General features: G+C 52.2%; 13 protein-coding genes and 1 other RNA gene. 7 read left to right on the top strand and 7 right to left on the bottom strand.

Annotated features, from left to right (window positions below; translation table 11 throughout):
• Positions 1-107: 107 nt before the first annotated feature.
• From zigA to AAC086_RS18305, 4 genes are all read right to left on the bottom strand, one after another.
• On the bottom strand, positions 108-1,352 hold the full coding sequence (zigA, locus tag AAC086_RS18320) for a zinc metallochaperone GTPase ZigA (protein ID WP_339780849.1): 1,245 nt from the start codon (positions 1,350-1,352) through the stop codon (positions 108-110).
• A 154-nt stretch (positions 1,353-1,506) separates the two neighbouring features.
• Positions 1,507-2,088, bottom strand: a complete 582-nt coding sequence (locus tag AAC086_RS18315) for a TetR/AcrR family transcriptional regulator (protein ID WP_339780847.1) — start codon at positions 2,086-2,088, stop codon at positions 1,507-1,509.
• Positions 2,089-2,187: 99 nt separating this feature from the next.
• Positions 2,188-2,712 carry a dihydrofolate reductase gene (locus AAC086_RS18310; protein ID WP_339780845.1) on the bottom strand — a complete coding sequence of 175 codons (525 nt, stop codon included), beginning with the start codon at positions 2,710-2,712 and terminating at the stop codon, positions 2,188-2,190.
• A complete protein-coding gene (locus tag AAC086_RS18305; protein ID WP_339780881.1) occupies positions 2,712-3,506 on the bottom strand; it encodes a thymidylate synthase in 795 nt (264 codons plus the stop codon). Before AAC086_RS18305 ends, AAC086_RS18310 begins: the two co-directional genes overlap by 1 nt.
• Positions 3,507-3,654: 148 nt before the next feature.
• Between AAC086_RS18305 and ssrA the strand changes: the two genes are divergently transcribed.
• Both ssrA and AAC086_RS18295 read left to right on the top strand, forming a co-directional pair.
• Positions 3,655-4,023: a transfer-messenger RNA gene (gene ssrA / locus AAC086_RS18300) on the top strand.
• A gap of 157 nt (positions 4,024-4,180) precedes the next feature.
• Entirely contained in the window at positions 4,181-4,687 is a 507-nt protein-coding gene (locus AAC086_RS18295) for a ClpXP protease specificity-enhancing factor SspB (RefSeq protein ID WP_339780843.1), read from the top strand.
• Positions 4,688-4,807: 120 nt separating this feature from the next.
• On the opposite strand, the gene AAC086_RS18290 is transcribed toward AAC086_RS18295, so the two are convergent.
• Positions 4,808-5,746 (bottom strand): methyl-accepting chemotaxis protein, encoded by a 939-nt coding sequence (locus AAC086_RS18290; RefSeq protein WP_339780879.1) that lies wholly within the window; start codon positions 5,744-5,746, stop codon positions 4,808-4,810.
• Between the two features lie 655 nt (positions 5,747-6,401).
• On the opposite strand from AAC086_RS18290, the gene AAC086_RS18285 reads away from it, so the two are divergent.
• Positions 6,402-8,018: a fumarate hydratase gene (locus tag AAC086_RS18285; protein ID WP_339780841.1), complete on the top strand. Its 1,617-nt coding sequence runs from the start codon at positions 6,402-6,404 to the stop codon at positions 8,016-8,018.
• Positions 8,019-8,240: 222 nt separating this feature from the next.
• Positions 8,241-9,167, top strand: coding sequence for a DMT family transporter (locus AAC086_RS18280; protein ID WP_339780839.1), 927 nt, complete (start codon positions 8,241-8,243; stop codon positions 9,165-9,167).
• A 77-nt stretch (positions 9,168-9,244) separates the two neighbouring features.
• Here AAC086_RS18280 and AAC086_RS18275 read toward each other — a convergent pair whose 3' ends face one another.
• Positions 9,245-10,492 (bottom strand): AbrB family transcriptional regulator, encoded by a 1,248-nt coding sequence (locus AAC086_RS18275; protein ID WP_339780837.1) that lies wholly within the window; start codon positions 10,490-10,492, stop codon positions 9,245-9,247.
• A gap of 426 nt (positions 10,493-10,918) precedes the next feature.
• Positions 10,919-11,317, bottom strand: a complete 399-nt coding sequence (locus AAC086_RS18270) for a VOC family protein (RefSeq protein WP_339780835.1) — start codon at positions 11,315-11,317, stop codon at positions 10,919-10,921.
• A gap of 119 nt (positions 11,318-11,436) precedes the next feature.
• Between AAC086_RS18270 and AAC086_RS18265 the strand changes: the two genes are divergently transcribed.
• The 3 genes from AAC086_RS18265 to AAC086_RS18255 all read left to right on the top strand — a co-directional run bounded on the left by AAC086_RS18265 (position 11,437) and on the right by AAC086_RS18255 (position 14,978).
• Positions 11,437-12,141, top strand: coding sequence for a YafY family protein (locus AAC086_RS18265; protein ID WP_339780833.1), 705 nt, complete (start codon positions 11,437-11,439; stop codon positions 12,139-12,141).
• Positions 12,125-12,493: a TfoX/Sxy family protein gene (locus AAC086_RS18260; RefSeq protein WP_339780831.1), complete on the top strand. Its 369-nt coding sequence runs from the start codon at positions 12,125-12,127 to the stop codon at positions 12,491-12,493. The genes AAC086_RS18265 and AAC086_RS18260 overlap by 17 nt, the downstream gene beginning before the upstream one ends.
• Positions 12,494-13,082: 589 nt before the next feature.
• Entirely contained in the window at positions 13,083-14,978 is a 1,896-nt protein-coding gene (locus tag AAC086_RS18255) for an EAL domain-containing protein (protein WP_339780830.1), read from the top strand.
• Positions 14,979-15,137 lie beyond the last annotated feature (159 nt).

The raw sequence follows: 15,137 nt of genomic DNA, 5'->3' as shown, positions 1-15,137 counted from the left end.
ATCTGTTTTGTCCGGCGCCTTGCGTGGCCTTTAAGATGTGACCGGAATTTGCAGTTCGGCCAGTCACAAAATGTTGACCGGCCGGTATGCTGCTATCGCGGGTCGGGTCAGGTTTGGGGGCCCCAGGCTGGAAATGGGTCGGGCAGGCTGGCATAGGGGGCCGGGTCAAATCTGTCGTCAAAATCGTCGCCGGGTAGCAGTGCTTGTTCAAAGTTGTCATCGTCAATCAGGCAGGCATCGAGTTTTGCGCGGATTGCGGCTTCATCCATGCCTGTCCCTATAAAGACAATCTCCTGGCGGCGATCCCCGAAAACCGGATGCCAGATTTTATCGAGCATTTGTTCCCATTCCGGGCCGTCTGGCCACCGGTTTTGCGGCACCGTTACCCACCAGTTCCCCAAGGCTTCATGTTGAACGGCGGCACCTGCCTGGCTGAGTTCCCCAACCCATGACGGTCGGGTTGCAACCCAGAAATGCCCCTTGGCACGGATAACACCGGGCCATTCGGAATGAAGAAAGTCGTAAAACCGTTGCGGATGAAAGGGCAAGGCGCAGCGATAGGTAAAGCTCGATATGCCATATTCTTCGGTTTCGGGGACATGATCGGAAAAGCCATACAGTTCCTTTGCCCATAGCGGGTGATCATGGGCGCGATCAAAATCAAACAGACCGGTTGCCAGTATTTTGGCCGGAGCAACGTGACCACGGGTGGTTTCAATAATTTCCGCATCAATATTAAGGGCGCGGATGATGTGGCGCACGGTTGCCAGTTCATCTTTTGTGACCAGGTCGGTTTTATTCAAAATCACCACATCGGCAAATTCGATTTGATCAACCAGCAGATTAACGATGGTACGGTCATCTTCTTTGCCCAGCGATTCACCCCGGTCACGCAGAAAATCCTGCGAACTGTAATCGCTGATCAGGCGGGCGGCATCCACCACCGTTGCCATTGTATCAAGCCTTGCGACATCGTTTAAGGACGCGCCATTCTGATCCCGAAAATCAAATGTTGCGGCGACGGGCAACGGTTCGGCAATGCCGGTTGATTCAATCAGCAAATAATCAAACCGTTCTTCAGCGGCCAAACGGCGCACTTCGGCCAGCAAATCATCGCGCAGGGTGCAGCAAATGCAGCCATTGCTCATTTCGACCAGTTTTTCGTCGGTTCGCGATAAATCAGCACCGCCATTGCGCACAAGGTCCGCATCAATGTTGACCTCGCTCATATCATTGACGATCACGGCAACGCGCAGGCCGTCGCGGTTATTCAGGACATGGTTTAAAACGCTGGTTTTCCCGGCCCCTAAAAAGCCCGATAAAACTGTCACAGGAAGTCGCTGCATTTCCATAGAACTCTCTCGATATTGTTATGTTATAACATAACAATATCGAGAATGGCGCGTTAGAGCAACAACAAAGCGGCAAAATGGCAGGGCTCATACAAGATATTGACGGGAACGACCCATGGCGATGTGGCCGCTATTTGTAGTAAGTCCCGGTTTATCAATCCAGTGTGGAAAGAACCATGTCGACAAAATCGGTCATTGTGTCTTCGTCGGCCGCACGGCGCGCCATAAGTTGCAACCCCTGGATCGATCCGGCCAGAAACCGGGCAAGGGCACGGATGTTTTTATCGTTCGCAATGGTTTTTTGGGCCTGGGCGCGCTTCAATGCGGCGACAAACATCAATTCGGTGCGCTTAAAGGATTGTCGCGCGATGGCGGCCGTTTCGGCGTCATGCGGGGCCAGTTCCATGCCGGAATTCACGATCAGGCAGCCCTTGTTGCGCCCTTCGCCCAGTCCGGTCCGCATGACATGGCGAAATGTCTCGCAAATCGCCTGGCGACCGTCGGGCATTTCAACAAGTTTGGCAAACCTGACCGCAGAAATGGTGCAAACATAGTGATCAAGTACGCGCAGGAACAAGGCCTTTTTATCGCCAAAGCTGGCATACATGCTGGCACGGTTCAGGCCTGTTTCATTAACCAGATCCTGAACCGAAGTTCCTTCAAATCCCTTGTGCCAGAACACGTTCATGGCTTGATCAAGAACGTTGTCGACGTCAAAGGCGCGGGGGCGGGCCATGTTTTACGGTGCTCACAGGAATAATGACTTGGATAGTAAGGCTACCATAAAGCGGCACCAAACAGGTATCAATCGTTCTGATCCGGTCTGAGCGCCCAATCAGGTGATTTTTCCCCAGGTAACAAAGCTGAATCCTGGCCCTTTTTCGCGGTTTTCGTGGTCTTCGCGGTTAATTTCCTGCCATTGGTCGGCAAGCAGGGGGGGCAAAAAGGCGTCGCCGTCAAATTCGCCGTGAATTTCGGTTATTTCATAGCGGGTGGTAAAGGGCAGGGCCAATTGGTAAATTTGCGCACCACCGGCAATAATCACTTCATTCGCACCATCACGAAGGGCAATTTCGTCGGCGGTTTGGATCGCACTTTCAATATCATGGCAGACAATCACCCGCTCGTCATCGAACGACCAGTTTTTATCGCGGGTCACAACAATCGATGTCCGGCCGGGCAGGGGTTTGCCAATGGACTCAAACGTGACCCGGCCCATGATCATGGGTTTGCCCCGTGTCAGCAACTTGAAGCGTTTAAGGTCCTCGGGGATATCCCACGGCATCCAGCCCTTGCTGCCAATCGCGCGGTTTTGCGACACGGCAACCACGGCAACACGGTCGATTTTCGGGTTATCCATTATATTGCAACCTTTCCGGCAATATGCGGATGCGGGTTATAATTGCTCAGGGTGAAATCCCCGAATGTAAAATCAAAAATCGATTTTACATTCGGGTTGATTTGCATCTGTGGTAGCGGGCGGGGCATACGCGATAGCTGCAATTCCACCTGTTCAAGATGGTTGGTATAAAGGTGGGCATCGCCCAGTGTGTGAACGAAATCGCCCGGTTCAAGGTCGCAAACCTGTGCCATCATCAAGGTCAGCAGGGCATAAGACGCAATATTGAACGGCACGCCGAGAAAAATGTCAGCACTGCGCTGATAAAGCTGGCACGATAATTTGCCATCGGCGACATAGAACTGAAACAGGCAATGGCAGGGCGGCAGGGCCATGTGGGGCACATCGGCCACATTCCATGCCGATACGATCAGGCGGCGGGAATCGGGGGTGGTTTTGATCTGGTTGACCAGCGTGCTGATCTGGTCAATCGTTTCGCCGTTCGCCCCGCGCCACGACCGCCATTGTCCGCCATATACCGGGCCAAGATCGCCATTTTCATCGGCCCATTCATTCCAGATCCGAACGCCGTTATCCTGCAAATACTTAACGTTGGTGTCGCCCGCCAGAAACCACAGCAATTCGTGAATGATCGATTTTAAATGCAGCTTTTTGGTCGTTACCATCGGAAAGCCCGCCGACAGATCAAAGCGCATCTGATGACCAAAAACGGAAAGGGTGCCAGTGCCGGTGCGGTCTTCCTTGCGGGTGCCGCTGTCGCGCACCAGACGCATCAGATCAAGATATTGCTGCATGCCGTGTCTGTCCTGGGTCGGGGTGTTTTGGGGGACTCTGTTTTGGCGCAGAATAAACACCACAGCACCCATGTGCAACGCCTGAGCTGCGCTATATATCGTGACTTTGATTGTTCCTGATCTGTGACAAAAAGTTTTTAGGCAAAGCCCCTTGTGAAACGGGGGGGATTTCCCCTATATAAGGACTGTCAGTGCAAGCTGACTATGGCGTTACACGACTTGACAGAATAGGCATTACGGACCCGGGGGCGGTACCCGGCGGCTCCACCAACTTTTCGATTTCGCCCGACTCAGGCGATGTTCGTGGGGCCGAAATAGGATCGACGTGTGTAGTAAAAGCCTCTGTTGGCGCTCGGCATGGTACCACCGTTATCGGGCTAATGTTTGTAAATGCAAACGACAACAATGCTCCGGTAGCTGTTGCTGCGTAAGCGGCACTAGCACCAAAGCGAAATTCCGGTTGCCGGGAGCGGTAATTTGGTGGGGGACGGGGCACCTAGCAACAGAACGCCCCATTTCTCCTTCCCCCTGTTCAATTGCCGAATGCGTGAAGTGATGGCCGCGCTCTTGTAATTCTCTCACGCTTGTTTATGAATAGAAGCTGACAAATGCGCCATTGGGGATAGTGGCGTATAGAGGTGACGGGCGGTGGCCCGCCAGAAACAGGATTTTCGATGCACGAACCGGAAGAATTCCGATACGATCTGATGGTCGATCAGGCGCTGCGCGGCGTGGTAAAACAAATTCTGACTCGCGTGGCCAAAGAAGGCCTTTTCGGCGAGCATCATTATTATGTCACGTTCCAGACCAACCACCCCGGCGTAAAGCTGCCTGAAAATCAGCGCAAGGCGCACCCGGACAATATCACCGTGGTTGTGCAGCATCGCTTCTGGGACATGACCGTCACCGACGACTATTTTTCTGTCGGTATGAGCTTTGATGGCATGCCAACGGTGGTTGTTGTGCCGTTTGATGCCATGCTGGCCTTTGTTGACCCGTCGGCCAACTTCATGCTGACCTTCAGCGTCGAAGAAGAAATGGACGATGAGGATTTCGAAGATGCCGAGGAACTTGAAGAACCCGCACAATTGAGCGCGGAAACGGCATCCCGGTCCAAGCCTGCCCCCGAATCGGGTGAAAGTGGCGAAGTTATTGCGCTTGACGCGTTTCGTAAAAAGTAATCGTAACGCGCAACATGAGCGATGGACGGATCACCAAAACGGACGGTCAATGATTGATCGTCCGTTTTGGTGTTTAAAGCACGTTTCTTTTAAAATGGGCCATATTAAAGGAAAAGTGCTTTAAAGCGCTTCTTCGATAAAGCCTTTGACTTCGTCGTACAGGCCATCTGAATGTTGTGACAGGTTTTGCGACAAGTCTGACAGGCGCGCACCTTGTTCGGCGGTTTTTTCCGATAGTTTATCAAGCCGGGCGAGGTCGGCGGTAATTGTGCTGATTCCGTTCGCGACGGAAAGGATGTTGCCGGCAATTTCCTGGGATGCGGCGTGCTGCTGTTCAACAACAGCCCCCAGGTTTTCGGCAATTTCCTCGTTGGTTTCGATCACTTTGCGAGTGTCGGTTAATTCGGAAACCACGCGCGCGGTGTTCTCGCGGATGGCGGCAATCCGGTCCGTGATATCTTTGGTTGACCGTGCGGTTTGGGTGGCCAGCGATTTGACCTCACCGGCCACAACGGCAAAACCCTTGCCCGCATCACCGGCGCGTGCAGCCTCAATGGTTGCATTGAGGGCCAGAAGATTGGTCTGATTGGCAATGTCCTGAATGATTTTGACAACGGTGCCGATTTCTTCAACCGCGTCAGAAAGTGTGTTCATAACCTTGCCGGTGTCATTCATTTCCGAAACCGCGCGATTGGCAACCTCGGTCAGGCGGTCAATCTGCGAGGAGATTTCGCTGATCGAATGTGTCATTTCCTCGGACGCGGTGGAAACATGATTTGCCTGTTGTGCTGTGCTGTCGCCTTCTTCGCGAATTTTACCGGCAAGTTCGGCGCCATCTGTCGAGTTTTCAGCAAGGTCGTTTGACAATGTATTAAGGTTGTCGGCGGCTTCGCGAACTTTTTCCGACAGACTAACGCAGGTGCGGCCCATTTGGACCTGATCGGTAATGACTTCGCCGCTCATGATAAAGCCGGTTGCGGTCTCATCTTCGTTCACAAGGGGCGTTACTGTGATCATCAGCGTATGATCGTCAAGACGGACACGCTGATAAATAGGCATTTCGTTCAAACGGTTGCCTAAATTGGCAAATTGTTTACGGTCAAATATCTTGTTGAGTTTTGCAAGTGGCGTGTCGATCAGTTTTGAAAAATTCACATCTTCAGTTTTGAGAAGCGTTTGGGCAAACTCTCGCGAAATGAAGAGAATTTTACCGGAAAGATCGCATGTCACAATGTTGTAGGGGATTGAGTTAATCAGGTCTTTGAAAAAAGAATTTTGTCGATCAGCGGTTGCTTTTGCACGACTTTCTGCACTGTCATCAAGGTTCGAATTCGCATTTCTGCGATAGAATTTAAGCATAGATCCCCCGTTCTTCAAAAGAACATCTAGTGATAAAGACGGGGATACTCTTTCGGTGCGGGGATGCGGTTCAAGTCAAAATTACGAATGATTATCAAGTTTTGAAATCAATCGGTTATCGTGCCATCAGATCTATACTCATGGGAAGTTGCCTTAAGACGTGAATGACTGTTTTTATAACCGACTGTACTTGCGGGTTATGGGAAAAAATTGACGACTCGACAGGCCGCAAGCGGGAGAATCACGGCTTTTGAGGCCTCAAATACATGGCATTTTGACGCGGCAGGCGCTATGTTTCGCACCAGCAAAGCAAAGAAATAATCCACCTTGTTTTTGAGAGAGACGAGAACCTTCCATGAGTGATTTTGTCTATAAAGCCATGTTCGAACAGGGCAAGGATGCCACGTCCTATCGCAAGATCGGTGACGAAGGTGTCGAGACCTTTGATGTTAACGGTGAAACCTTTTTGAAGGTGGCCCCCGAAGCGATTGAAAAACTGACCTTGCAGGCGTTTTTTGATTGTTCGCATTTGTTGCGTCCTGGCCATCTTGAACAGCTGCGCAAAATTCTCGATGACCCGGAAGCAACGGCAAATGACAAATTTGTCGCCATGGATTTGCTGAAAAACGCCAATATCGCCTCGGGCGGTGTTTTGCCGATGTGCCAGGATACCGGCACCGCCATTGTCATGGGCAAACGCGGGGGCCGCGTGATCACCGATGGCAATGACGAAGAAGCCGTTTCAAAGGGCATCTGGCGTGCCTATAACGAACATAACCTGCGCTATTCGCAGGTATCCCCGATCAACATGTTTGACGAAAAAAACACCGGTTCCAACCTTCCCGCCCAGATCGATTTATATGCAACACCGGGCAATGAATATAAATTCATGTTCATGGCAAAGGGCGGCGGTTCGGCCAATAAAACCTTTTTGTTCCAGCAAACCAAGGCGCTTTTGAACCCCGAAAGTCTGCGCAAGTTTCTTGATGAGAAAATCCGCACCCTTGGGACGTCGGCATGCCCGCCTTATCACCTTGCGATTGTTATTGGTGGTACGTCGGCGGAAGCAACGCTGAAAACGGTTAAAATGGCATCGGCGCGTTATTACGATAACCTGCCAACCGAAGGCGGCGCGCATGGCCAGGCCTATCGTGACCTTGAATGGGAACAGAAGGTTCTGGAAATGACCCGCGAAATGGGCATTGGTGCGCAGTTTGGCGGCAAGTATTTCTGTCATGATGTGCGGGTTATTCGCTTGCCGCGCCATGGGGCCAGTTGCCCGGTGGGGATTGGGGTGTCTTGCTCGGCGGACCGCCAGGTTCTGGGTAAAATCACCGCAGATGGTATCTTCATCGAGGATCTCGAACATAACCCGGCGAAATACCTGCCCGAGGTTTCAGACGAGCATTTGGATGACAATGTCGTCAAGGTGGACCTTAACCGCCCGATGGACGAAATTCGCAAGCAGCTGTCGCAATATCCGGTTAAAACCCGTTTGGCATTGACCGGCAAAGTGATTGTGGCGCGTGATATTGCCCATGCCAAAATCAAGGAACGCCTTGATGCGGGCGAAGGCATGCCGGAATACCTTAAAAATCACCCGGTTTATTATGCTGGTCCGGCCAAAACGCCCGAAGGCATGCCGTCCGGCTCGTTCGGGCCGACTACGGCTGGCCGTATGGACGCCTATGTTGACATGTTTCAGGAACATGGCGGGTCGTTTGTGATGCTGGCCAAAGGCAACCGGTCCAAACAGGTCAAGGATGCCTGCCAGAAATATGGCGGTTTCTATCTCGGCTCTATCGGTGGTCCGGCTGCACGTCTGGCGCAGGATTGCATCAAGAAGGTTGAAGTGCTGGAATATCCTGAACTGGGCATGGAAGCCGTTTGGCAGATCGACGTTGAAGATTTCCCGGCCTTTATCGTGATTGATGACAAGGGCAACGACTTCTTTGCCGAATTTGGCATCTGATCTTTCCGTATCGTGCACATACGATCAAACGGGGCAGCAATATTTTCTGCCCCGTTTTACGTTTGAATGGGCGGTGGTTTGTTTCTTTGGGCTGCTGCGGGTTGCGATTTGGACCGTCGGGTAACAGGGATGAGGGATATTCTGATCCTTGATTGCTTTACTTGATTTGTGCAGTGCAGCGTGGTCTTTTGACGGCCCGTTTTCAGTTCCAGGATATGTTTGATGTCGCGACCCTCCGTGCCGTCTGCCCCCTCGGTTTTGGCCGAAAACCGTATGTTGGGGACCCTATGTGCCCTTTTAACCGTCACGATCTGGGCGTCATGGATCATTGCAACCCGCTATGCCGTTACCACACGGTTCAGTGCTGTTGATATTGGCTTGATCCGTTTTGTTGTGCCTTTTGTCGTGTTGTCACCGATCTGGCTGAAACGCGGTATTTGGCCGCAGGGTTTGCCAATTGGCATGGGATTGATGATTGCGGGGGGATCGGGCGTTACTTATTCGCTGGTGGTGGCGACGGCCCTTAAATTTGCCCCGGCATCGCATGTTGGCACCTTGTTGCCTGGTGTCATGTCGATCTGGGCGGTGTTGATTGGCGTTGCCGTGTTTGGTGAAAAACCCGGTGTGATCCGCTGGTTTGGCTATGGCGTGATTGCGGTCGGTATTGTCATTCTGACGGCGCTGCAACCCGGAGACGCCGATCAGGCTTCTGTGATTGTTGGGTATGCCTTGCTGGTCGGTGCTGCCCTTATGTGGGCGTGCTATACCCATGCCTTGCGCCGCTCTGGTCTTCCGGCCATTGATGCGGCAGCCTTTACCGGGTTTTGGTCTTTTATCTGCTTTGCCGTGATTGCACTGTTTACCGGTACCAATATTGCCGATGCGCCCCTTAACGATCTGTTGGTACAGGTGGTGTTTCAGGGGGTATTGTCGGGGGTGGTTGCGGTCGTCACCTATGGGGTTGCGGTTCGCAATATCGGTTCAACCGGGGCGGCGGCGTTTGGCGCGTTGACACCCGCCTTTTCGGCCCTTGGCGGTGTTTTTCTGCTGGGGGAAACGGGCGGCATCAGCCTGATATTGGCGGTGGCTCTGGTGATTGTCGGGGTGATGGTTGCATCGGGTGCCGCGGCCAAACTGTTGCGTCGGTAATGCGCGACGATTGCCTGCCCAAATGGCTGGCATCGGCGCAGGTGCCAGCCGTTTGGTGGGGGCGGGGCTAAAGCACGTCAGCTTTGCGGTGTGAAGCGCGCCACGGCCTTTGCCAGGGGCGGTCCAATCAGCAAGACCATAAAAAACCGTGCCGATTGCATGACAAGAATAAAGGGTAAATCCACATGCGTGCTGGCGGCAATAATGGCAACAGAATCAAGCCCGCCGGGACTGGTGGCAAGATAGGCGGTTAAGGGATCTACGCCCATAAAATGGACCAGAAACACCGATATGCCAGCACAAAAGCCAATCAGAACGAAAATCGATAGCAGGATTTTGGGCAACGCATGGGCAGCATGATGCAACACCGAAGGGGTGAATTTTAACCCGATGCTCCAGCCGATCATGGCATAGGTCAGGCCCAGAAACCATTCGGGCAATTCAACATGAAGCCAGCCATTGATATGCAGCACCATCACGACAATCATCGGAAACAGCAGTGCGCCCGAAGGAATGCGCAATAAAACACCAATTGTTGCCGCCGCTGCTGCTACCAGCACCGTCAGGCCAAAATTGCCAAGGTCAAAGGCCGGAAACCAGACCTGAACCGCAACGGCCGCACCGGGCGGAAGACTGTCGCTGACCCAGAAATTCGCCACCATCGAGGCCACGGTCACAACACAAACGACACGGACATATTGCATAAAGGCCACCAGCCGCGCATCGGCACCAAAAGCCTCGGCCATAATGACCATTGCCGATGCCGCCCCGGGCGACGAGCCCCAAATACCAACCGAGCCGGGCAAAACCCGCCGGATACATAAAATCCAGCCCAGAAAACTGCTGGCCAGCAGGGTTAAAAAAGTAATGCCAATGACCAGGGGCCAGTCATCAAGAAAGGATGTAATGATGGCCGCCGTCATGGACCCGCCAATCATCGCCCCTAAAACCGATTGTGCTGCCAAAAAGCCAATGCGGGGAATGCGGATGGTGGCACTGTTCGTGCCCATCAGAATGCCAACAATCATGGGCCCCAACAACAGGGCAGCTGGTATGTGCGCGTTATGCAGGATGATCCCGACAAGAACTGAACTGCCAATCAGAACGGCCCATTGCACGGCTTCGGGTAATTTCCCCAGTCGCTTTACGGTCGATCTTGCTGGCAGAAGATCGTCGTTTGTATCGCCATTATTTTCGTCGGTGTTTTGCGCAATATGCCCGGTTGTCGTATTTTTGCGTACAGTGCCATCTATGGGTTTTGGTTCTTTATCCAAGTCAGGCTGGCGCGGCTGTGGCAGTTTTGACGTATCGTGGGGCAATGTCATTTTCCGTATGTGGGCGCAGGCAGGTGGCTTTTGCGCGGTGATATATTTTTGCGGTTTGTGGCACTCTGTCGCCGGGTGGAAATTTTACATCATATCAAGGCGGGGGAATCGAAAGCTGTTTTACAAATATGCGCCAGTATAATCGTATTTGACGTTCCAGAAGCAATGCCATTGCAAGAGGGGGCCATTGCCGATTTCGATTTCGCGCTGCAAAATTATAAAAATGTAAAGTTTGCGGCGCGTTGTTGCAAGGGGCGTGGGCCGCGGATAATGCGCCTGTAATTTCAAGCACAGAAAGAACAATGTTGGAATGGTGATGGCGGGCGGGTGAAGCATCGGGTTGTTGGCCCGCCGCATGGTTACGATAGGTCTGAGGGGCAAAAAATCCCCCCTTGCCAGCATCATGTCTGCCAAGGGGGGCGAAATTTACGGTGCAGGGGCGTGGCAGACCGCCTCGATATTGTTGCCATCTGCATCAATGATGAAGGCGCCGTAATAATTTTCATGGTAGTGCGGGCGCAAGCCGGGCGCGCCGTTATCTTTGGCACCGGCATCTATCGCGGCATGGTAGAATGCCTCAACAGCCGGGCGCGATTGTGCAGTGAAGGCAATATGTACGCCATGGCCCGATGGCGTGTTTTCCGGGCGGCCCGTGATCCAGAAAAACGGTTTGCCCTCATTGCCAAAACCGGTGTGGGCCTGATCGCCGGTTTGTTCAGCACTTACTTCCATAACGATGGAAATATTCAGTGGTGCCAAAATAGACAGGTAAAAGCCGCGTGCTTTTGCGTGGTCGGCAACCGCAATTCCCAGATGGTCGATCATTTAAACTCTCCTGCCATGTTCAACAATGAAAAGCCTGTTTACCATACGCCTCCTGACAGGAGCCTGTCAGGAGGCGTATGGTAACGTGCCATGAGATTGATAAAAAGCGGAAAGCCAATATGAGACGTGCTGACAGACTTTTTCGCCTTGTTCAGATTTTGCGTCGACGCAAGCTTAGCCGGGCGCGGGAACTTGCCGAGGAACTGGAAGTTTCCGAACGCACCATCTATCGCGATATACGCGATCTGGCCGCGTCGGGCGTACCGGTGGAGGGCGAGGCGGGGGTTGGCTATATTCTGCGCGATGGGTATGATTTGCCGCCCCTGATGTTCGATGCCGAGGAAATCGAGGCGTTGGTGGTGGGCGCGCGCATGGTGCAAAGCTGGACCGATCCGCAAATGGCGCGGGCGGCCAGCGATGCCTTGTCAAAAATTGAAGCCGTGGTTCCCGAACGGTTACGCGGCTTGATTGGCGGGATTCCGATTGCAGTTGCCGATATTCCCCAGGAACCGATAGCGGTTTCAATGCCGGTTTTGCGCCGGGCCATTCGGGAACGCAACATTATCAATATTGACTATATTGACGTTAAAGCTGTATCGACACAGCGCCGGGTATGGCCATTGGGAATGCTGTTTTTCGGGTCTGTCTGGTTGCTGGCAGGGTGGTGCGAATTGCGCAACGCCTTTCGGGTTTTTCGGGCCGACCGTATTGTTAACATGGATGTTTTAACCGAACGCTATCGCCCGACACCGGGGCGCACATTGCGCGATTATATGATTTCAGAAGGCGTTGAAGGCGAGGTGTTAAATGGCCTTGGTCGTTAACGAATTTGTTGTCATGGTGACAGAACTGTTGTCGCCGTTGGGGACGGTTACGGCAAAACGGTTGTTTGGTGGTTGGGGGCTTTATTGCGATGGCGTCGTATTTGCCCTGGTCGCACAGGATGTCTTGTTCCTCAAAGGTGATGACCTGTGCCGGGTGCAGTATGAAGCACAAGATATGGCGCCATTTCGGCCCCACGGCCCCGATGGTATGTGTTTGGCATATTTCGAGGTGCCTGGCGACTGGCTGGAAGATGAAGACATTATTTTGCCCTATGCCCGCATTGCATTCGATGCCGGGTTGCGTGCCGCCGCCATCAAAAAATCCAGGCCTCTTAAAGCACATTTCCTTTAATATGACCCATTTTGCCAGCGCAGTCTGCCGCCTGGCCGCGTCGAAATCCTTGTCCGTAAACCCATTACGCCCGGCGGACTTCTCCTTGCCAGGCGGCAGACTGCGCTGGCAAAATGGGTCATATTAAAGGAAAAGTGCTTTAAACGCCGCCAGAAACAAAAAGTCTGATTTTAAGGAGTGTTTTCGGCGTCAATGGTCTTGCCGGTGTCCGCTGCCAGTGGATCGTTCTGTATTAAATATCGTGTTATATTAATGGCTTGTCATGATTTTTGTGTGGCAGCCTTTTTTGTGGGGCAACAGATTTTTGCGACGACCGATTATTTTGTTGGGCTGAAACCCTGCAATATTTATATTCGACAACATATACGATGTGATAGGTTGGCTTGGGGCCTCAGGTAGAGGTTTTACCCGGTTTCCGGATAGTTAATCCAGACACGGACATTTGCAAAATTGCCCTTGTCCCAAGAATGAGAATAAAGCCGTGCACCTGACGGAGAAAATAAAGAGTTTTATTGATCTGTTTCGGCTGCAACGTGATCGCCCGGAATTGTTGCAGGCGCAAGTTCTTGGTCTGACGCGGCAAATACCGATGATGTATTTACTGCTTGTAAGCAACTCACTTGCTCTGGCTTATACAAATTATGATCAGGCACCGTTTTTCCTGACGGTTGTTTTCCCGGTTGTGCTGACGATTATTTGCGCGGTACGATCCGTCAACTGGATACGGGCCAGGGCCGTGCTTGATGATCCTGACGCCACTGTTCGGGTCTTAAGACATATCCGGGTCATGTCGCTGGTGATCAGCGTTTTGTTTGTCGGATGGACGATATCGCTTTACTTTTATGGCGACGCCATTCACCAGGTGCATATTGCCTATTTTGCCGCCATCACGGCGGTCGGTTGCATTTTCTGCCTGGTTTTGTTTCCCGCAGCGGCCCTGACAGTCGTTATTTTGGTGCTGGGCAGTTATGTTGGATTTTTTGCTGTTAACGGCACAACAATCTATTGGGCAATTTCGCTGAACATGGCAATGGTTCTTGCCATTATCATCTATTTCATTCGTAATTATTATTCATCATTTTCGGCCTTGTTGCAGTCGCAAATGGTGCTGAAAGAAAAGCATCGCCAAACGCTGGAATTAAGCCAGCAAAACGAAAAACTGGCCTATTGCGATGCCCTGACCGGCCTTGCGAACCGTCGCGACTATTTTAATCGTCTTAATAATATGATCCTTGCGGCCGACGCCCAGGTCACCTCCACGGGCGAATATCATAAATCGGGCCGGTTTGCTGTTTTCCTGATTGATCTGGACGGTTTTAAGCCGGTCAACGATGTGCATGGTCACCTGGTTGGCGATGAAATTCTGATCAGTGCCGGGAAACGGATTTGTGACGTTCTTGGCGCGGGCGGTTATGTTGCCCGCCTTGGGGGGGACGAGTTTGGCGTTATTTTGCGTGATTACGACGGCGAAACCACCCTTGAAACCTTGTCGGCGCAAATTTGCGCGGGCCTGAACGCCCCGTTTGAAAGTGTGAGCGGTCCGGTCCAGCTTTCGGGGACGGTGGGTATCGCAACTTTCCCGGCGGCGGCGCGCACGGCCATCGGGCTTTTTGAACGCGCAGATTTTGCCCTGTATCATGCCAAACGCAACAATCGTGGGACGGCGGTTTTGTTTGCGGCCTGCCATGAAACCATTATTCGCCAGGAATCCCGGATAGAGCAGGGACTGCGCCAGGCCAATCTGGACCAGGAATTGTCGCTTGTTTTTCAGCCGGTTTATAATCTTGAAACAGGTGCGATCTATTCGGTCGAAGCCTTGGCGCGTTGGCACAGCCCCGAACTGGGGTTTGTTGCCCCCGATGTCTTTTTTCCGATGGCAGAAAAAACGGGCCGGGTAAATGATCTGACACGGACTTTGTTTGACAAACTGTTGCGGGATGTGGCGGCCTGGCCCCGCCATATCGGGTTTTCGTTTAACCTTTCTGCCCATGATCTGGCTGTGCCCGAAATGATGAACTGGCTGATTGACCGGATTGAACAATCGGGCATCGACCCGCGACGTATTACCTTTGAAGTGACCGAGACCGCCATTTTGCGCGATTTTGACGCTGGACGGCAACATATTGATAAATTTCGGCAGTGCGGGGCAAAGGTTGCCCTGGACGATTTCGGTATCGGGTTTTCAAGCCTGCGTTATATTCACGAGCTTGATATCGACTGTGTTAAAATAGATCGCAGTTTTATCACCCCGATCGTTACAAACCCGCGCAGTCAGCGGATTGTGAAAACCGTGTTTGATATGTGCGACAACTTTGACATTGATTGTGTTGTCGAAGGGGTCGAAACCACCGAACAATGTGATGTTTTACGCCATTTCGGGGCCCGGCTGGCGCAAGGTTACCTGTTTGCCCGGCCCGCCGCAAAATTTTCATTTGAACCGCTTGCCAATATTTCAGAAAACTCGCCCCGGTTTCAGGCGCCATAAATATGCTCAAGCACCCTGTCGTGCGGTCTGGTTCGATATTTGGCCGGATATGACGGATGAATTTTAAATGATTGGCACAATGTAAGCGTGTTGTTGCTAATATATTGAAATTAAAAATAAATTTTAACTATCAGTGTTTTTTTGATCCAAATTGCCGCG

This window comes from uncultured Thalassospira sp., from assembly GCF_963976115.1.
Classification (GTDB): Bacteria; Pseudomonadota; Alphaproteobacteria; order Rhodospirillales; family Thalassospiraceae; genus Thalassospira.
This window is presented reverse-complemented; position numbering and strand designations above follow the sequence as displayed.